This window comes from Bradyrhizobium sp. CIR18, from assembly GCF_014198295.1.
In the GTDB taxonomy this organism is placed as follows: domain Bacteria; phylum Pseudomonadota; class Alphaproteobacteria; order Rhizobiales; family Xanthobacteraceae; genus Bradyrhizobium.
The window spans coordinates 268536-293033 of sequence record NZ_JACIHF010000007.1; the positions used below are offsets into that span (position 1 = coordinate 268536).

Below are 24498 nucleotides of genomic sequence, written 5' to 3' on the forward strand. Positions count from 1 at the left end.
TTTTCAGCCGGTCATTTGATCGCCGCAAACCTGTATGGGCGATGAACGGCTGAATCCCTGACCGTCCTAGAACGCGTATTCCGCGTAGGCCGGTTCCACCGAGCCCTTCCAGGGACCGTTGAACTTGTCCAACATTTCCTCGGCCGGCGTCCGCCCGGAATCGATGATGCGGTCGAGCGGCTCCAGATGCCGCGTTTCGTCGCGGCCAAGCTGGTCGATCCGGCCGCGCCGGCGCAGGCCGGCATGCGCCAGAACCAGGCATTCCTTGGCGATCTCGAACAGATAACGGTTCTTGATCCGCGCCTTGAAGCCGAAGCGCGTCACGTCGTCGCGCAGGGCCTGACGCTCGGGCGCGCTCCAGTGCTTGACGATCTCCCAGGCCGCATCTAGCGCGACGTCGTCATAGAGCAGCCCGACCCAGAACGCCGGCAGCGCCGGCAACCGGCCCCACGGGCCGCCGTCGGAGCCGCGCATCTCGAGATAGCGCTTGAGCCGCACTTCCGGGAAGATCGTCGAGAGATGGTTGGCCCAGTCCGACAGCGTCGGACGCTCGCCGGGTAGGTTGTTGTTGCGGCCGTCGAAGAACGCGCGGAACGAGGAGCCCGACACGTCGATGTATTCCTCGCCGCGCTTGACGAAATACATGGGCACGTCGAGCGCGTAGTCGACATAGCGCTCGAACCCCATGCCGTCCTCGAACGCCCACGGCATCATGCCGGAACGCGCATTGTCGGTGTCGCGCCAGATCTCGGAGCGGAAGGAGAGGAAGCCGTTCGGCTTGCCTTCGGTGAACGGCGAATTGGCAAACAAGGCGGTCGCGACCGGCTGCAGCGCGAGCGAGACGCGCAGCTTCTTGACCATGTCGGCTTCGGAGGAGAAGTCGAGATTGGTCTGCACGGTGCAGGTCCGGTACATCATGTCGAGGCCGTATTGGCCGACCTTCGGCATGTAGTTGGTCATGATCTTGTAGCGGCCCTTGGGCATCACCGGGATATCGGCGCGCGACCAGGACGGCGTCATGCCGAGACCGAGGAAGCCGATGCCGAGCGGCGTTGCGATCTCGCGCACCTGTGCAAGATGCGCCATCAGCTCGCTCTGGGTCTGGTGCACGTTCTCGACCGGCGCGCCGGAGAGCTCGAACTGTCCGCCGGGCTCGAGCGAGATCGCACCGCCGCCGGTGACATCGTAGAGGCCGATGATGTTGCCCTTCTCCATGATCGGCTCCCAGCCGAGCAGGAGCTTCATGCCTTCAAGCAACGCACCAATGCCGCGCGCGCCCTCGTAAGGCACCGGACGGTGGCCCTCGAGCGTGAACGGCGTCTTCTCGTGCTCGGTGCCCATGCGGAATTCGGACGGGTCCTTGCAGCCTTCCTCGAACCACGAAACGAGCTCGTCGCGCGACTGCAGCGGCGTCATATCGATCTGGTCTCGCGCCATATCAAACTCTAATCAAAAGGCGCTTCGATCGAACGCGCGCGGGTGACGGGATGGTCCGCGAACCCACCGGGTGCACGGACGAGCTGGTGTGCCGCGCGATCATCGCGACGGCGAGGTTTCGTTGGCGTTGGCGACGGGCGGCAGTTTCATCTCGCCGCACGAGCAGCCCAGGCGGTCGAGCAGACCGCTGAGCTTGACGGCATCGGCATCGGACAGTTTCGAGCCGACATATTTCTCGATCGCAGCCGAATATGCGCTCCACATCCGCTTCTGCAACTCGCGGCCGGCTTCCGTGATCTCGACGAACTGGCCGCGCTTGTCGATCTTGCATTCGCGCCGCGAGGCGAGGCCCTCGTCGACCAGGCGGTCGATCAGGCGCGAGGTGGAATATTGCGGGATCAGCATCTGCCGTTCGAGTTCCACCGGCCTTAGTTCGCCCGAGGGAGCTCGCGACAATTCGAGCAACGCGTCATACCATGCCAGCGGCGGGAAGCCGGCCTTCTTCAGATCCTGCTCGACGCAATCGAGCACGCGGCTCTGCACCCGCATCAGGCGGATCCAGGCGGAAGTCGCCTCGGTCGATGGTTTGCGTTTCATGGTCCCGCTCAAGCTCGTCGCCCGTCTCTTACCCCATTTGATGCAGCTGCATCAATATTGACTGTTACAAGCAGCTGCATGTAGTCGTTCTTTCCGCCGAACCAAGCGTCAAGAGGAGGAAATTCCATGAAACTGTACTATTCGCCCGGTGCCTGCTCGCTGTCCCCCCACATCGCGCTCCTGGAAGCCGGCCTGCCCTACGAGCTGGTCAAGGTCGATATCCGGGCCAAGAAGCTCGAAAATGGTGAGGATTATCTGAAGCTGAACCCCAAGGGCCAGGTCCCTGCGCTGGGCCTCGACAGCGGCGAGATCGTGACCGAAGGCCCAGTGATTGTCCAGATGATCGCCGATCAGGCATCAAGCAAGGCGCTGGCGCCCGCCCATGGCAGTTCCGAGCGCTACAAGCTGCTGGAGTGGCTGAATTTCCTCACCTCGGAGGTGCACAAGAGCTTTGGTCCGCTGTTCGCGCCGGCCCTGAACGACGAGGCCAAGGCCTTCTTCAGGGATCGCGTCATGGGCAAGCTGAAATACATCGACAGCCAGCTCGCCGGCCGCGACTACCTCATGGGCAAGCAGTTCACGGTCGCCGACGGATATTTGTTCACGATGCTGACCTGGGGCGATCGGATGAAGTTCGACCTCTCGGCGATGCCGAACCTTGCCGCCTACAAGGCCCGCGTCGAGGCGCGGCCGCAGGTGCAGGAAGCGCTGAAGAAGGAAGGCCTCGCGCAGGCGAAGTAAGACCCGCGCACGACAGTCGGGACGACGAAGAGCCGGATCGATAATCCGGCTCTTTTGCTTGAAGCGGTCGCGGAAGCCCGGACGTTCGCGATGTCCCGGGCATCAATTTTACGAGCATTGTCGGAGTTAACAATAACTCCGCCTTGTGTGTGCGGCAGAGATCACCATCGTTGTGAGAGCAATCCAGTTGGCTCAATTTCAGCCATGTACCGCGATGCGGCCTGAACTGGGAAGCTCTCGTGACAACCGTACTCCTCCTCTTGCTTGCGAGCACGATCACCGGCTTGGCGGCGGGACTCTTCTTCCGAGTCGGGAGTCTGTTGCTGGTCTCGCCGGCGACCGCGATCCTCGTCGCAACGGTCCTTCAGACCTCGGGCTTTGGATTTTGGACGGGCATTCCCATCGTCGCCGGCTGCCTGATTGCCGGCCAGGTCGCCTATTTGGCGGCGACGCTCTACGTGCACAGAGGCGAGCTCTCAGTGCAGGACGACGTCGACGGCGACCCAGGCCAGCGCGGCCATCGCCATGTCGATGAAGAGAACGAGTAGGGCCAGGCCGACCCAGGAGGGGAGCTTTCTGCGCCGCCGGAAGAGCCTGCGCCGCGGCCACGGCTGCCCCAGCCGCAAGAGGGGGGCGTATCTTACGGCAACGCCGGCTGCGCTGACTTGAGACACCGTGGGGATCATTGCGGGACACCTTCAATGCTGACGAGCCATCCGACGGATCGTCAGCAAGAGCGGTGCCAGGGCGGAGCGAGCGCGGCTGGACGGGTTTGCAGCGGCGTTTTCTAACCGTTCGACGACTGCAAATAGAAAGGCCGGATCGACGATCCGGCCTTTCCTGTTTCTGCGTAGCCCGGATGGAGCGCAAGCGTAATCCGGGGTGCTCTCGCAAGTTGAAAAACTGGTCCCGGATTTCGCTACGCTCCATCCGGGCTACAGGCTGCTCGTCAGGCCGCCGCCTTCTTCGGCGCGAAGCGGCCATAGAAGGTCTCGCCCTTCGCCGCCATTTCCTCGAGCAGTTTCGGCGGGGTGAAGCGCGAGCCGTACTTCGCTTCCAGCTTGTGGCAAAGCTCGACGAACTTCTTCGTGCCCATGAAGTCGATATAGGACAGCGTGCCGCCGGTGAACGGCGCGAAGCCGAAGCCGAGGATGGAGCCGACATCCGCTTCGCGCGGATCGGTGATGACGTGATCCTCGACCGTGCGCGCGGCTTCCACCGCCTGCACCACCAGGAAGCGCTGCTTCAGCTCCTCGATATCGAGCGTGTCAGGGTCGAGCTGCTTCGGCTGGAGCGCGGAGAGACCCGGCCACAGGCTCTTCTGGCCCTTGCCCTTTTCAGGGTAGTCGTAGAAGCCCTTGCTGTTCTTGCGGCCGAGCCGGCCCTGCTTCTCGACCAACTCCACCATCAGCTTCTTCTGATCGGGATTGATGGCGTTGGGGCCGAGATCGGCCTCCGTCGCCTTCATGATCTTGAGGCCGAGGTCGAGCGCGACTTCGTCGGAGAGCGAGAGCGGGCCGACCGGCATGCCGGCCATCTTGGCGCAGTTCTCGATCATCGCGGGTGGCACGCCCTCGAGGAACATCTCGTTGCCCTCGGCGACGTAGCGGCCGACGCAGCGGTTGGCGAAGAAGCCGCGGGAGTCATTCACGACGATCGGCGTCTTGCCGATCTGGCGGACGTAGTCGAGCGCGGTCGCGAGCGCGAGATCGCCGGTGTTCTTGCCCTTGATGATCTCGACCAGCATCATCTTCTCGACCGGTGAGAAGAAGTGGATGCCGACGAACTTGCCCTGATCCTTGAACGATTCAGCCAGCGAGGTGATCGGCAGCGTCGAGGTGTTCGACGCGAAGATCACGTCCGGCTTCATGTGCTCCTGCGCCTTGGCGAAGGTATCGGCCTTGACCTTGCGATCCTCGAACACCGCCTCGATGACCAGGTCGACGTCCTTCAGCGCCGCATAGTCCGCGGTCGGTGTGATGCGCGCGAGCAGGGCTTCAGCATCGCCGGGCTTGGCGCGGCCCTTTTTGATCTGCTCCTCGATCACCTTCTGCGCATGGGCCTTGCCCTTGTCGGCGCTCTCCTGGTCGCGGTCGATCAGGACGACGTCGAGGCCGGCGCGGGCCGAGACGTAGCCGACGCTGGCGCCCATGAAGCCGGCGCCGATCACGGCGATCTTCTTCACCTTGGTTGCGGGCACGTCCTTCGGACGGCGCGCACCCTTGTTGAGCTCCTGCATCGACAGGAACAGGCTGCGGATCATCGCCGCCGCTTCCTTCGAGCGCAGCACCGAGGTGAAGTAACGCGATTCGACCCGAAGCGCGGCGTCGATCGGCAACTGCAGGCCTTCATAGACGCAGCTCATGATGGCGCGCGCGGCCGGATAATTGTCGTAAGTCTCGCGGCGATAGATCGCATTGCCGGCCGGGAACATCATCATGCCGGCCTTGGAGAACACCGGGCCGCCGGGCAGCTTAAAACCCTTCTCGTCCCAGGGCGCGATCGCCTTGCCGCCGCCCTTAATCCAGTCCTTTGCCGCCTTGACGAGATCGGCAGCCGGTACGATGGCGTGGATCAGGTTCAGCGCCTTGGCCTTGTCGATCGTGACGGGATCGCCCTTGAGCAGGATCGTCATCGCGTCCTGCGGCGGCACCAGGCGCGGCACGCGCTGCGTACCGCCGGCGCCCGGGAACAGGCCGACCTTGACCTCGGGCAGGCCGAGCCTGGTCTTGGGATTCTCCGCGGCGACGCGATAGTGGCAGCACAGCGTGATTTCGAAACCGCCGCCGAGCGCGAGCCCGTTGATCGCGGCCGCCCACGGCTTGCCGGAGGTTTCGATCGAGCGCAGCACCAGCGAGAAGCGTCGGCTCTGGTCGAACAGCATCTGGTTCGCGGCGGTCTCGCCCTGCTCCTTGAAGACCTTGGCGTAGGCCTGGTTCATGCCCTCGAGCATCGACAGGTCGGCGCCGGCGCAGAACGCTTCCTTGGCCGAGGTGATGACGACGCCCTTCACCGCCGCATCCGCAGTGGTCGCCTTGACGATGGCGTCGAGCTCGTTGGTCGAGGTCTCGTCGAGCACGTTCATCGACCGGCCCGGGATGTCCCAGGTGACGAGCGCGATGCCGTCTGCGTCGGTCTCAACCTTGAAATTCTTGTACGACATGTTGGTTGCTCCTCGGTGCCGCAGCCAATCTCAGGCGCGGCGGTTGATGGGGTCTCGTCTTACCCTCTCCCCTTGTAGGAGAGGGTCCGAGCGAAGCGAGGGGGTGAGGGGTCTGCATCCGCGGAGACAGACCCCTCACCCGGCTCGAACCCGCTCCGCGTGTTCGCGCCACCCTCTCCCACAAGGGGAGAGGGGAAGAAGTCACACCCGCTCGATGATGGTCGCGGTGCCCATGCCGCCGCCGATGCACAGCGTCACCAGGGCGGTCGCCTTGTTGGTGCGCTCGAGCTCGTCGAGCACGGTGCCGAGGATCATCGCACCGGTTGCACCAAGCGGATGGCCGAGCGCGATGGCGCCGCCATTGACGTTGATCTTGGCGTTGTCGATGTCGAAGGCCTGGATGTAGCGCAGCACGACCGAGGCGAAGGCTTCGTTGAGCTCGAACAAATCAATGTCCGACTTCTTCATGCCGGAGCGCGCGAACAGCTTTTCGGTGACGTCGACCGGACCGGTCAGCATCATCGCCGGCTCCGAGCCGATATTGGCGAACGCGCGGATTTTTGCACGCGGCTTCAGGCCGTATTTGCTACCAGCCTCCTTGCTGCCGAGCAGCACGGCGCCGGCGCCGTCGACGATGCCCGACGAATTGCCGGCGTGGTGCACGTAATTGACCCGCTCGATCTCGGGGTGCGACTGCACCGCGACACCGTCGAAGCCGCCCATCTGCGCCATCATCGTGAACGACGGCTGCAGCTGCGCCAGCGACTGCATCGTCGTCGAGGGACGCATGTGCTCGTCCTTGGCCAGGATGGTGAGGCCGTTGATGTCCTTCACCGGGACGATCGACTTGTCGAAGCGGCCTTCCTCCCAGGACTTCGCTGCACGCTGCTGGCTCTGCACGGCATAGGCATCGACGTCGTCGCGCGAGAAGCCGTATTTGGTGGCGATCAGATCAGCCGAGACGCCCTGCGGCATGAAGTAAGCGGGGACCGCCATCGAGGGATCCATCGGCCAGGCGCCGCCGGAGGCGCCGATGCCGACGCGGCTCATCGATTCGGCGCCGCCGCCGATCACCAGCTCATGCTGGCCGCTCATCACCTGCGCGGCGGCAAAGTTCACGGCATCGAGGCCGGAGGCGCAAAAGCGGCTGATCTGCACGCCCGGCACGGCTTCGCCGAGACCGGCTTTCAGCGCCGCGAAACGCGCGATGTCGGAGCCGGCTTCACCGACCGGATCGACCACGCCGAGGATGACGTCGTCGACGGAATCCTCAGGCAGATTGTTGCGGTCCTTCAGCGCCTTCAACGGCACGGTCGCGAGCGCCAGCGCCGTGACTTCGTGCAGCGAACCGTCCGCCTTGCCGCGGCCGCGGGGGGTGCGAACGTGGTCGTAGATGAATGCCTCAGGCATGACGCCCTCCTGATGTGATGTTCAATACGATTGGGAGCAGGCAGCGGAAGCAGCCTCAGAACGCTTCCGCCGGCAATTCCATGATGGTGGCGCAGCCGGCCTGGATGCGCGCGAGATTGGCGGCGGTCTCCGGCAGCATCCGCTCCATGAAGAAACGGCCGGTGACGAGCTTGGTGGAGAGATAGGGCGTCGCCCCGCTCTCGGCAATCTTGGCATTGGTCACCTTGGCCATCTTCGCCCACATGTATCCGAGCGCGACGAAGCCGAAGAGATGCAGGTAATCGGTTGCGGCTGCGCCGGCATTATCGGGCTTCGCCATCGCATTCTGCATCAGCCAGGTCGTGGCCTGCTGGAGATGGCCGAGCGAGGCCGAGAGCGGCGCGATGAAGGGTTTTAGCGCCTCGTCGCCGCCATTCTCCTTGGCGAAGGCCATGACCTCGCCGAAGAAGGCCATGATGGCGCGGCCGCCGTCGCGCGGCAGCTTGCGGCCGACGAGGTCGAGCGCCTGGATGCCGTTGGCGCCTTCATAGATCATGGCGATGCGGGCATCGCGCACGAACTGCTCCATGCCCTGCTCGGCGATGTAGCCGTGGCCGCCATACATCTGCTGCGCCTGCACCGCGTTGGCAAAACCGTAATCGGTGAGGAAGCCCTTCAGCACCGGCGTCATTAGGCCCATATGATCGTCGGCGGCCTGGCGGTCCTTCGGGTCTTCCGAGCGATGGGCGACGTCGCTCTTCAGCGCAGTCCACATCACGAAGGCGCGCGCGGCTTCGTTGAAGGCGCGGATCGAGAGCAGCGTACGGCGCACGTCGGGATGCACGATGATCGGATCGGCCTGCTTGTCCGGCGCTTTGGCGCCGGTGAGCGCGCGGCCCTGGATGCGCTCGCGGGCGTAGGCGACCGCGTTCTGATAGGCGACCTCGGACTGCGCGAGGCCCTGCACGGCGACGCCGAGCCTCGCCTCGTTCATCATCACGAACATGCCCTGCATGCCCTTGTTCTCTTCGCCGATCAGCCAGCCGGTGGCGCTGTCGTAGTTCATCACGCAGGTGGAATTGCCGTGGATGCCCATCTTGTGCTCGATCGAGCCGCAGACGACGCCGTTGCGGGCACCGACTGAACCATCCGGATTCACAAGGAACTTGGGCACCACGAACAGCGACACGCCCTTGATGCCGGCAGGTGCGCCCTCGATGCGGGCGAGCACGAGATGGATGATGTTGTCGGCAAGGTCGTGCTCGCCGGCCGAGATGAAGATCTTGGTGCCTGATATCTTGAAGCTGCCGTCGGCCTGGCGCACCGCCTTGGTGCGGAGCATGCCGAGATCAGTGCCGCAATGCGGCTCGGTCAGGTTCATGGTGCCGGTCCATTCACCCGCCACCATCTTCGGCACGTAGGTCTTCTTCTGCTCGGGTGAACCATGAACGATCAGCGCCGCGGTCGCGCCCATGGTGAGGCCGCCATACATCGAGAACGCCATGTTGGCGGAGATCTGGAATTCGTTGACCGCCTGGCTCAGCGTCACCGGCAGGCCCTGCCCGCCAAACTCGGTCGGCGCCGACAGACCAAGCCAGCCGCCTTCGGCAACCTGCTTGAACGCGTCCTTGAAACCCTTCGGCGTGGTGACGCTGCCGTCATCGGCACGCTTGCAACCTTCGAGATCGCCGACACGATTGAGCGGTTGCAGCACCTCTTCGGCGAGCTTGGCGGCTTCGCCCAGAATGGCTTCGCGCACATCGCTCGACGCATCGGAGAAGCCGGCGAGATTGTCGTAGCGGTCGATCTGGAAGACGTCGTTGAGCAGGAAGTTCACGTCTTCGACGGGGGCTTTGTAGATCGGCATGGGGTTCTCCCGGCAATGGGCCTTGAAGTGGTGGAATTCTCTGAACGGTCCTTGCGGCGCAGCCTTGCCCGCGAGCTTAGCGGGTTCTGCAACCTCAGGGCAGGGTCATGATTGGGCGGCCAACTGCTCCGCCATCAGGCGGTGCAGCATGTTGATCGCCTTGAGCGGACGCACCATCACCTTGAAATGCGTGATGCGTCCCTCGGCATCGAAGCTGATGATGTCGACGCCGTTGATCTCGATACCGTCGATCATGGTCTTGAATTCGAGCACGGCGCCGCGCTCGCTGGTCCACTCACCGACATAGGTAAAGCCGGGACCGCCGAGCACCTTCTCGGCGCTGGAGAGGTATTTGAAGGTGATGTCGCGCCCGCGCTGCGGCGAATGCACGACGGGACTTTCGAAGACGGCGTCGGGATGAAGCAAGTCCCAAAGCGCGGTGCGGTCGTGGGACTTCATGTAGCCGTACCAGGAGTCGAGGCCGGTCATTCCAGGATGCCTCCCTAAAGGCCTTGGCAAAAAACGCGAAAACAACCCCATGCACAGTAGCTTGCTGATTGATTCCGCTGGGTTTTTCGGGTCGGATCTTCAGCCCGTCCCTGAACGCCTCATATGCACATTGACGCATATGCGCCAATGCGCATAAAGTCAAGCGGGTTGGTCGAGGTCGAAGAAGAAGGAGGCCGGTCATGGCACTGGGCGACGCAATCCTCGCATGCCTGACGGAACGCCCCATGACGGGCTACGAACTCGCCAAGACGTTCGACTCCTCGATCGGCTTCTTCTGGAAGGCCGACCACCAGCAGATCTACCGAGAGCTCTCCAAGCTGCGCGACCGCGGCCACATCCAGGGCCGCGAGGTCGTGCAATCGGGCAAGCCCAACAAGCTGGTTTATACGCTCACTCCGGAGGGGCGAACAGCGCTGCGGCACTGGGCCGCGCGACCAAGCACGCCAGCCTCGACCAAGGACGACCTGCTGGTCCGCCTCCATGCCCTCGACAGCATCGACATCGAGCCGCTGCGCACCGACCTGATGGCCCGCCTGGAGCACCATCGCGACCGCCACGCCAATTACGAGCGCATCCTGAAGAAGCGCTTTCCGGAGGGCACGGCGGAGGGCCGGCTCGATCTCGGCAATCTGCTCCTGCTCCGCTTAGGGGCCCGCCACGAACAGATGGTGGCCGACTTCTGCGAAGAGGCGCTCGATGCGCTGTCGGCGATGACCGGCAAGGCCACGGTGGTGCCGCTGGAGGATGGCAAGCGCGAGGGGAAGGGCTGAGGGGTGGCCCGACCCGACAGGAGACTGTCACCACATTTACCGGTGTCATGCTCCGCGAAAGCGGGGCATCCAGTACTCCGAGGCAGCGCGGCTGGAATCGAGCCGCCGCGGCGTACTGGATCGCCCGCCTTCGCGGGCGATGACAGCGGAGTATATGGCGGCGGCAGGTCGCGAAGGATGCAATGACGCCGCTTCCGGCGTGCCCCAGTTCCCGCCGCCCAACTTTAAGACACCGGGCTCGCGTTCCTTAACCCGTTATTTACCGTAACAGGAAAAAGTCGGTTTTCGAGGCAGACGACCCGCGCCAAATCCGATTGTCTTTGCAACCGGCACGCGAGGGGAGGCTGGAGGCGCCGGGTGGGGCGCCGGAGTCGGAACCGGACAGAGTCATGAATTCGCGCGTATCGTGGAGTATTGACGGCATCGATCCATCCGTCAGGGAGCGGGCCGAAGCTGCTGCGCGTCGCGCCGGCATGTCACTCAACGATTGGCTGAACTCCACCCTCGGCGAAACTGCTCCCCCGAACTTTCGCGAACCGTACGACCAGCGTCCGCAAGCCCCGCACGCTCAAACCCGGGGATCGAGCCAGGAAAGCCGCGAAGTCGCCGACATCCACCAGCGGCTCGACGCGATCACCCAGCAGATCGAGCGGATCTCCAAGCCCGCGCAGCGCCAGGATTCGTCACGACAGGATTCGTCGCGGCAGGACCCTTCGCGGCCAGACGCCTCGCGCGAGCAGGGCGTCGCGCGCCAGCTCAACGATGCGATCTCGCGTCTCGATGCGCGGCTGTCGCAAATCTCCCGGCCGCAGCCTCAACCGCAGCAGCCCTCGGCTCCGCGTCCCGCGCCGGCCGACACGCGCCAGCGCCAGGCCGATGCGGTCGAGCGTGCGGCGGCGCAAGTCTATCGCAACGCCCCGCCCCTCAGCCCCGCTTCGTTCGACGTCGCCGTCGCCGAGATCACCGCGCGGCAGAGCGAGCTCGACGGCTTCACGCCGCGGCAGATGCCGCCTCGCGCCGCGCCCTCGATCGCGCCCAATGCTGCTCCCTGGGCCGCTCCTTACGCACCTCCGATGGCGCCACCCGCGCCTGCCTATGCTCCGCCGCCACCGCAGCCGGGGCCGGATTTTTCCGCGCTCGAGCGCCATCTGCTCAAGATCACGAGCCAGATCGAGTCGCTGCAGCGCCCCGACAATACCGAGCAGGCGATCAACGCCTTCCGCAGCGAGCTTGCCGAGATCCGCGCCGCCATCACCGAGGCGATGCCGCGGCGCGCGATCGAATCGATCGAGAACGAGATCCGCTCGCTGCACCGCCGGATCGACGAGACGCGGTCCAACGGCACCGACGGCCAGGTCCTGTCGGGCATCGAGCACGCGCTGTCCGACATCAAGCAGGTGCTGCGCACGCTGACGCCGGCCGAACAGCTCACCGGCTATGACGAGGCGATCCGCAATCTCGGCGCCAAGCTCGACCTGATCCTGCGCGCCAATGACGATCCCTCGACGGTGCGCCAGCTCGAAGGCGCGATCACCGCGCTGCGCGGCATCGTTTCCAACGTCGCCTCCAACGAAGCGCTGGCACGCCTGTCCGAAGACGTGCAGCTGCTGTCGTCCAAGGTCGACCAGGTCACCCGCGCCTCCGGCCAGGGCGACAGCTTCGCGGTGCTGGAGCAGCGCATTGCGGCGCTCACCGCGGCGCTGGAAACGCGCGAGCGGCCGCAGCCGGCCGAGAGCACCGAGCACCTGGAATCCGCGATCCGCGCGCTGTCGGACCGCTTCGACCGCATGCAGGTCGGCAACGATTCGGCCTCGACCTTTGCGCATCTCGAACAGCGCGTCTCGTATTTGCTGGAGCGGATCGAAGCCGCCGCCGATCCGCGCAACGGCAATTTGAGCCGCGTCGAGGACGGGCTGCACGACATCCTGCGCCACCTCGAGCGGCAGCAGGCGACCTATTCCGCGCTGGCCGAGAGCCGCAGCTCCGCAGCACCGGCCGATTCCGGCGTGGTCGATCTGGTCAAGCGCGAGCTGTCCGACATCCGCTTCAGCCAGGCCGAGACCAACCGCAGCACCCAGGACTCGCTCGACGCCGTCCATAGCGCGCTCGGCCATGTCGTCGACCGCCTCTCCATGATCGAGGGCGATCTGCGCGCGGTGCGCACCGCGCCGCCGGCCCCCGCGCCGCAGCCGATGCCCATGCCGATGGCCGCTCCCATGGAGCCCGCGCCGCCGATGGCGCGTGAGCCGCGGCCGCAAGCCCAGCAGCAACCGAAATACGATCCGAAGCCGGAGCTGCCGAACCCCGCCGCGCAGCAACAGGCCCACGCGCAGCAACAGGCCCACGGCGCCTTCGCCCAAGCCGCCTTCTCCGCCGCGCCGCGTGAATTCCATGCCGCTACCCCCGCCGCGCCATCGCCGGTTCCGTCGGCGCCACCGGTGCCACCGCGCGCGATCAGCGAGATCCTGGAGCCGCACACGGTCCCCGCGCGCACCGCGCTCGCGCCGGAATTGCCGCCGGATCATCCGCTCGAGCCGGGCACACGGCCGGGTGGACGCCTCGCCACGCCGTCGGAGCGCATCGCCGCCTCCGAGAGCGCGATCAGCGACATTCCCGCCGCGCCGAAAGAGCCGGTGTCGTCGTCGAGCTTCATCGCAGCCGCCCGCCGCGCCGCCCAGGCCGCCGCCGCGCAGCCGGAAAAGCCGGCACGCGGCGCCAAGGCTGGCGCGAAGGCCGGCGCCGATCGCGGCAAGGACAAGGGCAAGGACGGCAGTTCGACCATCACCTCGAAGATCCGCTCGCTGCTGGTCGGCGCGAGCGTGGTCGTGATCGTGCTCGGCACCTTCAAGATGGCGATGAACCTGCTCGAAGGCAGCGCGCCGCCGGCGCCGCAGGCCATGGACAATACGTTGAGCCAGCCCGCGCCGCAGGCCCCACCGCCACCGCCGGTGATCGAGAACAAGCCCACCACGCCCGAGCAGGTCACGCCATCGATGACCTCGCCGACGCCGATTGGACGGCAGTCCCAGAACAACGCCGCGCCGGCTCCCGCCGCCAATTCGGGCAACTCGGCCTCGGTCGAAATTCCGCCGGCGCCCGCCGCATCCGTGCCGCCGCCTGCCACGAGCAGCGACGTCACCGGCGCGCTGTCCGGCACGAGCCGCGCCAAGCTCGGCATGATCCAGGTGCCGCCGAGCGAAAAGCTGCCTGACGGCATCGGCGGCCCGGTGCTGCGCACCGCCGCGATGAAGGGCGATGCGACCGCGGCCTACGAGATCGGCTTGCGCTTTGCCGAAGGCAAGGGTGTTGCCACGAATTACGACGAAGCGGCCAAATGGTACGACCGCGCGGCGCAGGCCGGCGTGGTGCCCGCGACCTTCCGCCTCGGCACGCTCTACGAGAAGGGCCTCGGCGTGAAGAAGGACGCCGACATCGCCCGCCGCTACTACACCCAGGCCGCCGAGCGCGGCAACGCCAAGGCGATGCACAATCTCGCGGTGCTCGACGCGGACGGCGGCGGACGCGGCGCCAACTACAAGAGCGCGGCGCAATGGTTCCGCAAGGCCGCCGATCGCGGCGTTGCCGACAGCCAGTTCAACCTCGGCATCCTCTATGCCCGCGGCATCGGCGTCGAACAGAACCTCGCCGAGTCCTACAAATGGTTCAGCCTCGCAGCTGCCCAGGGTGATGCGGACGCCTCCGGCAAGCGCGACGACGTCGCCAAGCGTCTCGACCCGCAATCGCTCGCGGCCGCCAAGCTCGCGATCCAGACCTTCAGCGCCGAGCCGCAGCCCGACGACGCCGTCAACGTCACGGCGCCCGCCGGCGGCTGGGACAGCGCGCCGCAGGCGAATGCAAAGCCGGCGCCGAAGCAAGTCGCGACCAAGCGCTCGGCCTCGGCGGCGCATTAAAGGCGAATTGCTTTAGAGAGAGAACGAGCCGCGCGCGCGGTGCACCTCTCCCGCTCGCGGGAGAGGTCGCGGAGCGAAGCGACGCGGGTGAGGGCTCTCGCCTCTTGGGGGTTCTCGCGAGAGGAGACACCCTCTCCCCAACCCTCCCCCGCAAGCGGGGGAGGGAGCGCATCTCGCGTTATCGCAACGATCGGGTCTCGTTTCACGTCAACATTCACCACGCCCGAAATTCCGGGTCCCTCCCGGCTCCGAATTCCGCTATTGAGGGGCGCGGCAATCGTTCCGACCTTCCCGCGAGCATTCCGCGACAATCGATCCGTCTCGCCGGCGTATGGTCCTTCGATGCAGCTCTATCTTCCGATCGCCGATCTTCCCGTCAACGTCTTCCTGGTGCTCGCCATGGGCGCCGCGGTCGGCTTCGTCTCGGGCATGTTCGGAATCGGCGGCGGCTTCCTGATGACGCCGCTGCTGATCTTCATCGGCATCACGCCGGCGGTCGCGGTCGCCTCGGTCACGAGCCACATTGCAGCCTCCTCCTTTTCCGGCGCGCTGTCTTATTGGCGGCGGCGTGCGATCGATCCGGCGCTGGCGAGCGTCCTGCTCTGCGGCGGCGTCACCGGCACGGCGCTCGGCGTGTGGACCTTCACGCAGCTTCGTGCGCTCGGCCAGCTCGATCTGATGATCGCGCTCTCTTACGTGGTGCTGCTCGGCACCGTCGGCAGCCTGATGTTCTCGGAAGGGCTGCGCGCACTGATGCGGACCCGGCGCGGCGCGCTGCCGCCACGACGCACGCACAATTGGATTCACGGCCTGCCGCTGAAGATGCGCTTCAAGCGCTCGAAAATCTATCTCTCGGTCATCCCCGTGGTAATCGTCGGCATCATGATCGGCTTCATCGGCGCCATCATGGGCATCGGCGGCGGTTTCATCCTGGTGCCGATCATGATCTATCTGTTGAGGGTGCCGACCTCGACGGTGATCGGGACCTCGATGGTGCTGACGCTCGTCACGATGCTGTTCGCGACCATGCTGCACGCGGTGACCAATCACCTCGTCGACGCCGTGCTGGCGCTGATCCTGATGGTCGGCGGCGTCACCGGCGCGCAGTTCGGCGTCCGCGCCGGGCAGAAGATCCGCGGCGAGCAGCTACGGCTGCTGCTCGGCCTCCTGATCCTCTCGGTCGGCGTCCGCTTCGCGATCGAGCTGGTGATCCGGCCTGAGGATCTCTTCACCATCCGCGAGCTGGGAGTGAGCGGATGATGCGCGCAGCTCTCGCACTCCTGCTCGTCCTGCTGCTCGGCTCCGCAGCGCGCGCCGAGCGTCTGATCGTGTCGGTGTCCAACCACCGCGTCACGGTGACACCGAACTATTCCGGCGAGGAGCTGGTGCTGTTCGGCTCGGTGGAGAAGGACGCGACGACACCCGCCGATCGCACGGCCTATGACCTCGTCGTCACCGTGATGGGCCCGCGCGCCGACATGGTGACACGGCGCAAGGAGCGCACCTTCGGCATCTGGATCAACACCGACTACCGGCAGTTCCTGCAGGTGCCGAGCTATCTGGCGCTGTTCGCGAACCGTCCCTTCGAGGCGATCACCTCGCCCGAGATCGCGCGGCGGCAACAGATCGGGCTGAACAACGTGCTGCTGACGCAACGGGTCGGCGGCGATTATGCCGACGTGGTGCCGAACGACGCGTTCCGCTCGGCCTTCATCCGCCTGCGTACCCAGCGCGGGCTCTATCGCGAGGATCCGAGCGCCGTCACGTTCCTGACGCCGACCCTGTTCCGCACCGGCATTCCGCTGCCGGCGGAGGTGCCGATCGGCACCTACGAGGTCGAGATCAAGCTGTTCGCGAACGGCGCGTTCATCAGCAAGACCGAGACCGCGTTCGAGATCGTCAAGGTCGGCTTCGAGCAATTCGTCGCCACCACCGCCAGGCACAACGGGCTGATCTATGGCCTCGTCACCGCCGCGATGGCGCTGATGACGGGATGGATGGCGTCGATCGTGTTCCGGAAGGATTAGTTGCCGTCATTGCGGCGCGCGCCACTCTCTCCGCTCGTCGTCGCCCGGCTTGACCGGGCGATCCAGTATTCCAGAGGCCGGCGTTAGGGAGCTCGCTCTCGCAACGGCCGCTGCGGCGTACTGGATGCCCCGGTCAAGCCGGGGCATGACAGTGGGGCTCACGGCGCCTGGATCACCGTCGGCACGCCCGGCTCCAGCAGCCGCAGCCGCGTTCCGAAACCGAGCACGTCGAACGTCTTGCGCAGATCCTCGCTGTTCTGGCGGAAATGCGCCCAGCCTTCGGTATGCACGGGCACGATCGTCGCATCGGGGAAGGCGCGCGCCGTTTCGATGGTGTCGTTGGTGTCCATGGTGAGGTGGAACGGCCCACGCGTCTGCGCGGCGCCGGCGAAGGGCAGCACCACGCCGCATTTGAAGCGGCGCGCGACTTCGGCGATGCCGTCGAACCAGGTGGTGTCCCCGCTGATGTAGACCGTGCTGGTGTCCTTCCGGCTGGACGCCACCACGAAGCCGATGACGTCGCCCGACAGCGGCTCGATGCCAGCCGGGCCATGGCGCGCCGGCGTCGCGGTGATGGTCAGGGTGTTGCCGTCGCTATCCTTCAGATGCGTCGTGCTCCAGGGCGCAAGGCCCTCGACATGGCCGCCGAGGCGCTTCGCGCCCGCCTCCGTCGTCAGCACGCGCTTGACCTTATGGAGATAGTCGCGGCCCGAATGATCGAGATTGTCCGAATGCTGGTCGTGGCTGAGCAGTACGGCATCGACCGGGCCGATCGCATCGGCTTTCAACGCGGGACCGATGGTTTTCTCCAGCGTCACATGCGGCAGCTGGTAGGCGCCGGGCGCATCGAAGGTCGGGTCGGTGAGCAGGCGGAAGCCGTCGATCTCGATCAGCGCGGTCGGGCCGCCTATCAGGGTGATGGAAATGGGCACGAGAGAACTCTCCTCTTACGAGACAGGCTTTGCAGGGCGCGTCACCAGGTAGATGCCGAGCGCGACCGGGATGATGCCCAGCAAATCACGGGCCTCGACGTGCTCACCAAGGACGAGATACGCGAACAGCATGCCGAGCGGCGGCATCAGGAAATGATAGGCGCTGGCGGCGGTCGCGCCGCACACTTTCAGGAGATGGAACCAGAGCCAGTAGGCGAGGATCGAGCCGCCCAGCACGAGGAACGCAAAGGCGCCGATCAGGCCCGGCGTATAGTCGATCGCGTGCACGTCGGCGAAACTGAACGCGATCGGCGAAAGTGCGAGGCCGGCCGCGAGGTTCTGCACGCCATTGCCGATCCACAAGGAGCCCTTCGGCGCGAGCAGCTTGAACAGGATGGTGCCGGCAACGAGCGAGGCGAGCGAAGCCAGCGTGAAGACGATGCCGTGCATGGAATCCGTGCCGACCGACAGGCGATGCCAGACGATCAAGCTCACGCCGGCGATGCCGAGCAGCAGGCCACCGGCCTTGCGCCAGGTCATGCTCTCGCCGAGCAGCAGGGTCGCGAGCGCGGCGGTGAAGACCGGATTGGCCGAGACGATCAGGCCGCCGAGGCCGGCGGAGACCGATTGCAGGCCGGTGTAGCCGAGGCCGAGATAGAGCGCGTTGTTGGCAATCCCAAGCACGGCGAAGATCGCCGCATCGCGCCAGGTTAACGACCAGCTGTCGCCGCGGATCAGCGTGGCGCCCAGGATCAAAATGCCGGCGAGCGAGAAGCGCGCGGCGAGCAGGATCAACGGCGGGCAATGGGTGACCCCGATCTTGCCGGCGACGAAGGCGTAGCTCCAGAGCAGGCAGAACAGGCCGATGGCGAGCGGAAGGGTGTTGAAGCGGGTGCGGGGGGCCGAAATCGAGGGGGCGAGCGACATGGGGGCATTCTCCTGAGCCTCGATCTAGGGAGCCCGCTTGTCATTTGGAAATTAAATGATTAACTCCATGTCAGTGGAATTTCGAATGGAGGCGGTCATGCTCGATCTCGAGCTGCTGCGCAGCTTCGTCTCGGTGGTCGAGGCCGGCGGCTTCACCCGCGCCGGCGCGCGCGTCCACCGCACGCAGTCGACCGTCAGCCAGCAGATCAAGCGGCTGGAGGACGATATCGGCCAGGTGCTGCTGCACCGCGACGGCAAGAATGTACGTCCGACCGAGGCCGGCGAGCGGCTGCTCTCCTATGCGCGGCGCTTGCTCTCGCTTGCCGAGGAGGCGCGCGACGTGCTGCGCCAGCCGGATGGCGAAGGCGCGATCCGGCTCGGCATCCCCGAGGATTTCGCGGCGTACCGGCTGACCAAATTACTGGGCGCGTTCGCGCGCTCGCATCCGGGCCTGCGGCTCGACGTGCGCGCAGACCAGAGCAAGCATCTGGCGCGCGATCTCGAACGCGGCGAGCTCGACCTTGCGCTGTTCAAGCGTGCGGCCGGCGAGAAGGGCGCCATCGCGGTGTGGCCGGAGCGGGTGCACTGGGTCACCAGCAAGAGCCATCCTGTCGATGTTCACGCCGCGTCCGTGCCGCTGATCGGCTTTCCGACCGGCTGCCTCTACCGTGCCGGCGCCATCCACGCGCTGGAAAGCGTCGGCCGCGCCTGGCACATGGCCTATTCCTCGTCGAGCCTCTCCGGAATCCAGGCCGCGGTCGCCGCCGGCATGGGCCTCAGCATCTTGTCGGAGATGTCGATCCAGTCCGACCACCGCGTGCTGACGGCGAAAGATGGTTTTGCGCCGATCAACAAGACCGAGGTCGCACTGATGGCCTCGCCCGATGCGAGCCCGGCAACGCTGCGACTTGCAGATCGTCTCGCCGAGTTTTGCGATGCAGTGCAGGCGAAGGCGGCTTGAATTCGCAGAATATCGGACGGTCTCTCAATTCGCCGCGGACATCAGCCTGTCGCCGCACGCATTCGCATAGAACTTGCCGCCGCATTGGCGCTTGATGGCGGCGCAGCGGGCCGCGGGCGAGGCACTGTGCGGGACCATGAAGCCGCAGCTGAGGCCATCGGCGCTGCGACCGGGCTTGCCGGCGGCAAACGCGGCACTGAGGGTCCGATGCAGACGACGAGCAGGGCCGCCGCGGCGATCTCGATCAGCAGTCGCGTCAGCAGTCTCATGGGAATGTTCCTCCACACTGATGGCTGAATTGATCCGCAATCTAGCACCGAATCCCGGTTTCTCCGTGCTCCCCCGGGTTCCCAAATCGGCCCGTTCCTTGCATAAATTTACGCCAGCGCAGTGCAAGGCCGCATCGGCGACAGTTCCGGTGCAGGGGCAAGACGCGTAGGGTTAGTGGTGTGTTCGACCAGGAAGTGACGGCTTTGCAAGATCAATCGTTCCAGCCCAGTTTTCCCGCCCCCGGCCAGCCGATCGACGAGCTCGCGCTGGCTGAGATCAAGGGCGCGATCCTGGCGAAGCTGCGCCTTGCCATCGGCAAGGATGCCGGCATGGCGACCAGGCACGACTGGTACCAGGCCGCGGCGCTGGCGCTGCGCGACCGTGTCGTGCATCGCTGGCTCACGGCCGAGAAGCACAGCTACGACGCGGGCCGCAAGCGCGTCTATTACCTCTCGCTCGAATTCCTGATCGGCCGTCTCTTTACCGACGCGCTCAACAACATGGGCCTGCTCAAGATCTTCGAGGTCGCGCTCGGCGATCTCGGCGTCTCGCTGCCGGAGCTGCGCAAATGCGAGCCGGACGCTGCGCTCGGCAATGGCGGCCTCGGGCGGCTTGCCGCCTGCTTCATGGAGAGCATGGCGACGCTGTCGATCCCCGCGATCGGCTACGGCATCCGCTATGATTACGGCCTGTTTCGCCAGATCATCAACCAGGGCTGGCAGCAGGAATATCCCGACGAATGGCTGAGCTTCGGCAATCCCTGGGAATTGCAGCGGCCCGAGGTGATCTACGACGTCAATTTCGGCGGCGGCGTCGAGCATGTCGACGACAAGGGCCGCGACCGCGCGATCTGGCATCCGGGCGAGACCGTGCAGGCGATCGCCTATGACACGCCGATCGTCGGCTGGCGCGGCCAGCACGTCAACGCGCTGCGCCTGTGGTCGGCGCGTTCGCCCGATCCGCTCAAGCTCGACGCCTTCAACAAGGGCGACTATGTCAGCGCCACCGCCGAGCAGTCGCGCGCGGAAGCGATCTGCAAATTCCTCTATCCGAACGACGAGAGCCCGGCGGGCCGCGAGCTGCGCCTGCGTCAGGAATATTTCTTCGTCTCGGCCTCGCTGCAGGATCTCGTCAAGCGGCACCTTGCGTCCGACGGGCAGCTGCGCAGCCTGTCGAGCAAGGTCGCGGTGCAGCTCAACGACACCCATCCGAGCCTCGCCGTCACCGAGCTGATGCGGATCCTCGTCGATCTGCACAATTTCCGCTGGGACGAGGCCTGGAAAATCACGGTCGCCACCCTCTCCTACACCAACCACACGCTGCTGCCCGAGGCGCTGGAGACCTGGCCGGTCGAGCTGTTCGAGCGGCTGCTGCCGCGGCATCTGGAGATCATCTACCGCATCAACGTGCAGCATCTGGCGCTGGCCGAAGCGCGCTGCCCCGGCGACATCGACTTCCGTGCCTCGGTCTCGCTGATCGACGAGAAGAGCGGGCGCCGCGTGCGCATGGGCCAGCTCGCCTTCGTCGGCTCGCACCGCATCAACGGCGTCTCGGGGATGCATTCGGACCTGATGCGCGAGACCGTGTTCCACGACCTCAACCATCTCTATCCCGGCCGCATCACCAACAAGACCAACGGCATCACCTTCCGGCGCTGGCTGATGCTGGCGAATCCGAAGCTGACCGACCTGTTGCGCGAGACCTGCGGCGAGGCGGTGCTCGACGATCCGACCCAGCTCTCGCTGATCGAGGCCCGCGCCAGCGACGTCGAATTCCAGAAGAAGTTCCGCAGCGTCAAGCTTCATAACAAGACCGCGCTGGCGCGCCTGATCGGCGAACGGCTGGGCATCAAGGTCGACCCGACCGCGCTGTTCGACGTGCAGATCAAGCGCATCCACGAATACAAGCGCCAGCTCCTCAACGTCATCGAGACCGTCGCGCTGTACCAGGCGATCAAGGACAACCCCAATGGCAATTGGGTGCCGCGGGTGAAGATCTTCGCCGGCAAGGCTGCCGCGAGCTATCGCTACGCCAAGCTGATCATCAAGCTGATCAACGACGTCGCCGAGGTCGTCAACAACGATCCCGCGATCGGCGGCAAGCTCAAGGTGGTCTTCCTGCCCGACTACAATGTCAGCCTCGCCGAAGTGATCATTCCCGCGGCCGACCTGTCGGAGCAGATCTCGACCGCCGGCATGGAGGCCTCCGGCACCGGCAACATGAAGCTGGCGCTGAACGGCGCCATCACCATCGGCACGCTCGACGGCGCCAATATCGAGATCCGCGACCATGTCGGCGCGGAGAACATCGCGATCTTCGGCATGGAGGCCGGCGACGTGATGATCCGGCGCAAGCAGGGGCTGGACGCCTCCGACCTGATCCGCAACTCGCCGAAGCTGCAGCGCGCCATCAATGCGATCGGCACCGGCGAATTCTCGCCCGGCGATCCCGGCCGCTTCGAGTCCATCGCGCACGCGCTGCGCTATCTCGATCATTACATGGTCAGCGCCGATTTCGATTCCTATTACGAGGCGCAGCGCAGTGTCGATGCGCGCTGGCTGGTGGCGCCGGCCTGGACGCGCGCCTCCATCCTCAACGTCGCGCGCATGGCGTGGTTCTCCTCCGACCGCACCATCCGCGAATACGCCGAGGAGATCTGGAACGTGCCGGTCAATCCGACCACGCCGCTGCTGCCCAACCTGCGCGACGCCGCGGGCTGATTTTTCCGCGGCGTGGAAGCGTTACCCGACAGGTAATTGCACAGCCACGCGATGGCTGTGATATGACGACCGTCATTCCGGGGCGGCTCGCAGAGCCGAACCCGGAATCTCGAGCTTCCGGGTTCGATGCTCGGTCCCGCGCTACGCGGTCCCATCGCATCGCCCCGGAATGACAGACGGAAACGAAAATGCACGCCAAGCTCCCGCACCCGTTCGACGATGCCACCCGCGTCACTGCCGGCGACTCCAGCTGGCAGGGGCACACCAGCGACGATTACTGGGCCTTTGTCGGCCCGTTCGGCGGCGCCACCGCCGCGACCATTTTGCGCGCGCTGATCGACCACCCGGAGCGCGCCGGCGATCCGCTGGCACTGACCGTCAATTACTGCGCGCCGATCGCCAAGGGGCCGTTCGATCTCGACGTGCGGCTGGTGAAGGCCAACCGCTCCAGCCAGCACTGGAGCGTCGAGCTCAGCCAAGGCGGCGGCGAGGTCGCAACGCTCGCCACCGCGGTGTTCGCCGAGCGGCGGCCGTCCTGGGAGTATCGGGTGGCGCAATATCCCGATGCAAAGCCGTTCGAGGAGACGCTGCCGTTCCCGAAGATCGCGGCGTCCTGGGCCAACCAATACGAGTTTCGCTTCGTCGAGGGCGAGATGCGGATCGGCCCAGCGCAGGCCGAACCCGCCAGCACCTATTCAAAAATCTGGATCAGCGACCGCACGCCGCGCAAGCTCGACATGCTGTCGCTGATGTCGATGTCGGACGCCTTCTTCGGCCGCGTCTTCCACGCGCGGCGCGAGCTGGTGCCGTTCGGCACGGTGTCGCTGACGACCTACTTCCACACCGGCGCAGACGAACTCGCGGCCGAGGACATCACCCGCGTGCTGGCGACGGCGGACGCAAAGATCTTCCACAAGAGCTACGCCGACCAGAACGGCGAGCTGTGGTCGCCGAACGGAAGGCTGCTGGCGACCACGACGCAGATTGCGTATTTCAAGGCGTGAGCTCTCTCCACCCCTCGTCCCGTTCTTACCGGGTCCCTAACCCGCCATTCGCTGCCTCAGGCTCTGATAAAACGCCGTCTCGAAATTCATGTAGCCGATGAACGACGTTGGATCGCCAAACGGAAGAATCTGCGTGGCCCAGAACCCGCCGAACCCGTTCTGCCGGTCGATCCAATAGAACAGATTGGCAAGGCCCGCCCAGCCGAGGGCGCCGGCGGGACGCCCGGTGGGTGCTTCCTGGTCGTTGATCATGAAGGACAGCGCCCAGGACTTTGACTGGCCCGGGAAGAACTCGGCATCATTGCACAGCGCTGGGATGACGCCGGTGATCGGTGTCACCTTCTTGTCTCCGAGATGATTCTTCTCCGCCATGCGCACGGTCTCCGCCTTCAGCACGCGACCATGCTCGCCGGCACCGTCATTCAACCACATCCGGATGAAACGCATGTAGTCGCCGACCGTGCCGTAAAGGCCGTGGCCGCCCATATGCACTTCAGGGTTGGCGGGGAGCTCGAAATCCATCGGCGTCAACGAGCCGTCGGCGCCGCGCGCGTGGATCCCGGCCAGTTTGCCGCGCATGGCCTCCGTCAGCTCGAAGGTCATATTCTTGATTCCGAGCGGCTCGAAGATGCGCGTATTGAAAACCTCGCCAAGCCGGCGCCCGGCGATGGCCTCGACGATTTGGCCGCACCAGTCGAGATTGGTGCCGTAATCCCAGCGCTCGCCGGGATCGAACAGCAGCGGCGTCATCAGGCAGGCTTTGGAAGCGGTGATGACGCTGGGCTGCCCCTTCTCTTCGGCGAGGCGGTTATAGGTGCGGTTGATGAAATCGTAGCTGAGACCGGCGGTATGCGTCATCAGCATCCGTGTGGTGATGTCCCGCTTGGGCGCCCGCAGCATTGGCTCACCCGCGGCATCAAAGCCCTCGATGACCCGGAGCTTGCCGATGTCCGGCGCGTAGCGCTTGGCCGGTGCGTCGAGATCGAGCTTGCCCTCTTCGACGAGTTGCAGCACGGCCGTGCCGGTGATCGCCTTGGTCGTGGAGAAGATGGCAAAGATGCTGTCGGCCGTCATGTCGGCGGGCTGGTCAAGGCGCCTTTTTCCCGCAGCACCTTCGTAGATGTTGCGATAACGGTCCGTCACCATCGCGACGACGCCGGGCACGCGCGGCGTGGATGTAACGACACCGTCAAGAACGGCGTCTGCAGCAGCACCGAAATTCGTGCTCATGGTTGTCCTCCCGTTTGGATTGGATGAATTCCGTCGACGCAG

The 24498-nt window shown here is 65.4% G+C and carries 18 protein-coding genes and 1 pseudogene; 9 read left to right on the plus strand and 10 right to left on the minus strand.

Translation table 11 applies throughout. The features are described from left to right. Positions 1–66: 66 nt before the first annotated feature. Both GGD65_RS23320 and GGD65_RS23325 read right to left on the minus strand, forming a co-directional pair. Complete coding sequence (locus GGD65_RS23320; protein WP_028139831.1) at positions 67–1437, minus strand: glutamate--cysteine ligase; 1371 nt, start codon at positions 1435–1437, stop codon at positions 67–69. A 99-nt stretch (positions 1438–1536) separates the two neighbouring features. Next, on the minus strand, positions 1537–2034 hold the full coding sequence (locus GGD65_RS23325; protein ID WP_183236726.1) for a MarR family winged helix-turn-helix transcriptional regulator: 498 nt from the start codon (positions 2032–2034) through the stop codon (positions 1537–1539). Positions 2035–2160: 126 nt separating this feature from the next. On the opposite strand from GGD65_RS23325, the gene gstA reads away from it, so the two are divergent. Both gstA and GGD65_RS23335 read left to right on the plus strand, forming a co-directional pair. Beyond that, positions 2161–2775, plus strand: coding sequence for a glutathione transferase GstA (gstA, locus tag GGD65_RS23330; protein ID WP_183236727.1), 615 nt, complete (start codon positions 2161–2163; stop codon positions 2773–2775). Between the two features lie 239 nt (positions 2776–3014). After that, the gene (locus GGD65_RS23335; protein WP_183236728.1) at positions 3015–3323 is read left to right on the plus strand and encodes a hypothetical protein; all 309 of its coding nucleotides are present in this window, start codon (positions 3015–3017) and stop codon (positions 3321–3323) included. A gap of 401 nt (positions 3324–3724) precedes the next feature. On the opposite strand, the gene GGD65_RS23340 is transcribed toward GGD65_RS23335, so the two are convergent. From GGD65_RS23340 to GGD65_RS23355, 4 genes are all read right to left on the minus strand, one after another. Next, a complete protein-coding gene (locus GGD65_RS23340) occupies positions 3725–5938 on the minus strand; it encodes an FAD-dependent oxidoreductase (protein WP_183236729.1) in 2214 nt (737 codons plus the stop codon). A 201-nt stretch (positions 5939–6139) separates the two neighbouring features. Further along, positions 6140–7348, minus strand: coding sequence for an acetyl-CoA C-acetyltransferase (locus tag GGD65_RS23345; RefSeq protein WP_018316367.1), 1209 nt, complete (start codon positions 7346–7348; stop codon positions 6140–6142). A gap of 55 nt (positions 7349–7403) precedes the next feature. Next, positions 7404–9194 carry an acyl-CoA dehydrogenase C-terminal domain-containing protein gene (locus GGD65_RS23350; RefSeq protein ID WP_183236730.1) on the minus strand — a complete coding sequence of 597 codons (1791 nt, stop codon included), beginning with the start codon at positions 9192–9194 and terminating at the stop codon, positions 7404–7406. 105 nt (positions 9195–9299) lie between these two features. Then, the gene (locus tag GGD65_RS23355) at positions 9300–9683 is read right to left on the minus strand and encodes a nuclear transport factor 2 family protein (RefSeq protein WP_091959955.1); all 384 of its coding nucleotides are present in this window, start codon (positions 9681–9683) and stop codon (positions 9300–9302) included. Positions 9684–9883: 200 nt separating this feature from the next. On the opposite strand from GGD65_RS23355, the gene GGD65_RS23360 reads away from it, so the two are divergent. The 4 genes from GGD65_RS23360 to GGD65_RS23375 all read left to right on the plus strand — a co-directional run bounded on the left by GGD65_RS23360 (position 9884) and on the right by GGD65_RS23375 (position 16412). Further along, entirely contained in the window at positions 9884–10474 is a 591-nt protein-coding gene (locus GGD65_RS23360) for a PadR family transcriptional regulator (protein ID WP_092255855.1), read from the plus strand. A gap of 389 nt (positions 10475–10863) precedes the next feature. Beyond that, positions 10864–14385 (plus strand): tetratricopeptide repeat protein, encoded by a 3522-nt coding sequence (locus tag GGD65_RS23365; RefSeq protein ID WP_183236731.1) that lies wholly within the window; start codon positions 10864–10866, stop codon positions 14383–14385. Positions 14386–14727: 342 nt separating this feature from the next. Next, entirely contained in the window at positions 14728–15645 is a 918-nt protein-coding gene (locus tag GGD65_RS23370; protein ID WP_026201657.1) for a sulfite exporter TauE/SafE family protein, read from the plus strand. After that, positions 15642–16412 (plus strand): TIGR02186 family protein, encoded by a 771-nt coding sequence (locus tag GGD65_RS23375; protein ID WP_018316371.1) that lies wholly within the window; start codon positions 15642–15644, stop codon positions 16410–16412. Before GGD65_RS23370 ends, GGD65_RS23375 begins: the two co-directional genes overlap by 4 nt. Positions 16413–16570: 158 nt before the next feature. On the opposite strand, the gene GGD65_RS23380 is transcribed toward GGD65_RS23375, so the two are convergent. After that, a complete protein-coding gene (locus GGD65_RS23380; protein WP_183236732.1) occupies positions 16571–17344 on the minus strand; it encodes an MBL fold metallo-hydrolase in 774 nt (257 codons plus the stop codon). Positions 17345–17359: 15 nt separating this feature from the next. Continuing rightward, positions 17360–18271, minus strand: coding sequence for a DMT family transporter (locus tag GGD65_RS23385; protein ID WP_183236733.1), 912 nt, complete (start codon positions 18269–18271; stop codon positions 17360–17362). Between the two features lie 97 nt (positions 18272–18368). Between GGD65_RS23385 and GGD65_RS23390 the strand changes: the two genes are divergently transcribed. Beyond that, positions 18369–19232: a LysR family transcriptional regulator gene (locus GGD65_RS23390; RefSeq protein WP_179731998.1), complete on the plus strand. Its 864-nt coding sequence runs from the start codon at positions 18369–18371 to the stop codon at positions 19230–19232. A 24-nt stretch (positions 19233–19256) separates the two neighbouring features. Here the strand turns inward: GGD65_RS23390 and GGD65_RS40990 are convergent. Beyond that, positions 19257–19501 (minus strand): annotated as a pseudogene (locus tag GGD65_RS40990) (hypothetical protein). Positions 19502–19705: 204 nt separating this feature from the next. Between GGD65_RS40990 and GGD65_RS23395 the strand changes: the two are divergent. Together GGD65_RS23395 and GGD65_RS23400 are read left to right on the plus strand one after the other, a co-directional pair. Then, positions 19706–22222, plus strand: coding sequence for a glycogen/starch/alpha-glucan phosphorylase (locus GGD65_RS23395; protein ID WP_183236734.1), 2517 nt, complete (start codon positions 19706–19708; stop codon positions 22220–22222). A gap of 188 nt (positions 22223–22410) precedes the next feature. After that, positions 22411–23226, plus strand: coding sequence for an acyl-CoA thioesterase II (locus tag GGD65_RS23400; RefSeq protein ID WP_183236735.1), 816 nt, complete (start codon positions 22411–22413; stop codon positions 23224–23226). A gap of 36 nt (positions 23227–23262) precedes the next feature. On the opposite strand, the gene GGD65_RS23405 is transcribed toward GGD65_RS23400, so the two are convergent. Next, entirely contained in the window at positions 23263–24456 is a 1194-nt protein-coding gene (locus GGD65_RS23405) for a serine hydrolase (protein ID WP_179732006.1), read from the minus strand. Positions 24457–24498 lie beyond the last annotated feature (42 nt).

What these genes read in the sequence shown, in the direction of transcription:
- GGD65_RS23355 (WP_091959955.1), bottom strand. Translation starts at nt 9,683, where the DNA reads ATGACCGGCCTCGACTCCTGGTACGGCTACATGAAGTCCCACGACCGC.
- GGD65_RS23345 (WP_018316367.1), bottom strand. Translation starts at nt 7,348, where the DNA reads ATGCCTGAGGCATTCATCTACGACCACGTTCGCACCCCCCGCGGCCGC.
- gstA (WP_183236727.1), top strand. Translation starts at nt 2,161, where the DNA reads ATGAAACTGTACTATTCGCCCGGTGCCTGCTCGCTGTCCCCCCACATC.
- GGD65_RS23340 (WP_183236729.1), bottom strand. Translation starts at nt 5,938, where the DNA reads ATGTCGTACAAGAATTTCAAGGTTGAGACCGACGCAGACGGCATCGCG.
- GGD65_RS23320 (WP_028139831.1), bottom strand. Translation starts at nt 1,437, where the DNA reads ATGGCGCGAGACCAGATCGATATGACGCCGCTGCAGTCGCGCGACGAG.
- GGD65_RS23350 (WP_183236730.1), bottom strand. Translation starts at nt 9,194, where the DNA reads ATGCCGATCTACAAAGCCCCCGTCGAAGACGTGAACTTCCTGCTCAAC.
- GGD65_RS23405 (WP_179732006.1), bottom strand. Translation starts at nt 24,456, where the DNA reads ATGAGCACGAATTTCGGTGCTGCTGCAGACGCCGTTCTTGACGGTGTC.
- GGD65_RS23370 (WP_026201657.1), top strand. Translation starts at nt 14,728, where the DNA reads ATGCAGCTCTATCTTCCGATCGCCGATCTTCCCGTCAACGTCTTCCTG.
- GGD65_RS23385 (WP_183236733.1), bottom strand. Translation starts at nt 18,271, where the DNA reads ATGTCGCTCGCCCCCTCGATTTCGGCCCCCCGCACCCGCTTCAACACC.
- GGD65_RS23360 (WP_092255855.1), top strand. Translation starts at nt 9,884, where the DNA reads ATGGCACTGGGCGACGCAATCCTCGCATGCCTGACGGAACGCCCCATG.
- GGD65_RS23325 (WP_183236726.1), bottom strand. Translation starts at nt 2,034, where the DNA reads ATGAAACGCAAACCATCGACCGAGGCGACTTCCGCCTGGATCCGCCTG.
- GGD65_RS23400 (WP_183236735.1), top strand. Translation starts at nt 22,411, where the DNA reads ATGCACGCCAAGCTCCCGCACCCGTTCGACGATGCCACCCGCGTCACT.
- GGD65_RS23390 (WP_179731998.1), top strand. Translation starts at nt 18,369, where the DNA reads ATGCTCGATCTCGAGCTGCTGCGCAGCTTCGTCTCGGTGGTCGAGGCC.
- GGD65_RS23365 (WP_183236731.1), top strand. Translation starts at nt 10,864, where the DNA reads ATGAATTCGCGCGTATCGTGGAGTATTGACGGCATCGATCCATCCGTC.
- GGD65_RS23375 (WP_018316371.1), top strand. Translation starts at nt 15,642, where the DNA reads ATGATGCGCGCAGCTCTCGCACTCCTGCTCGTCCTGCTGCTCGGCTCC.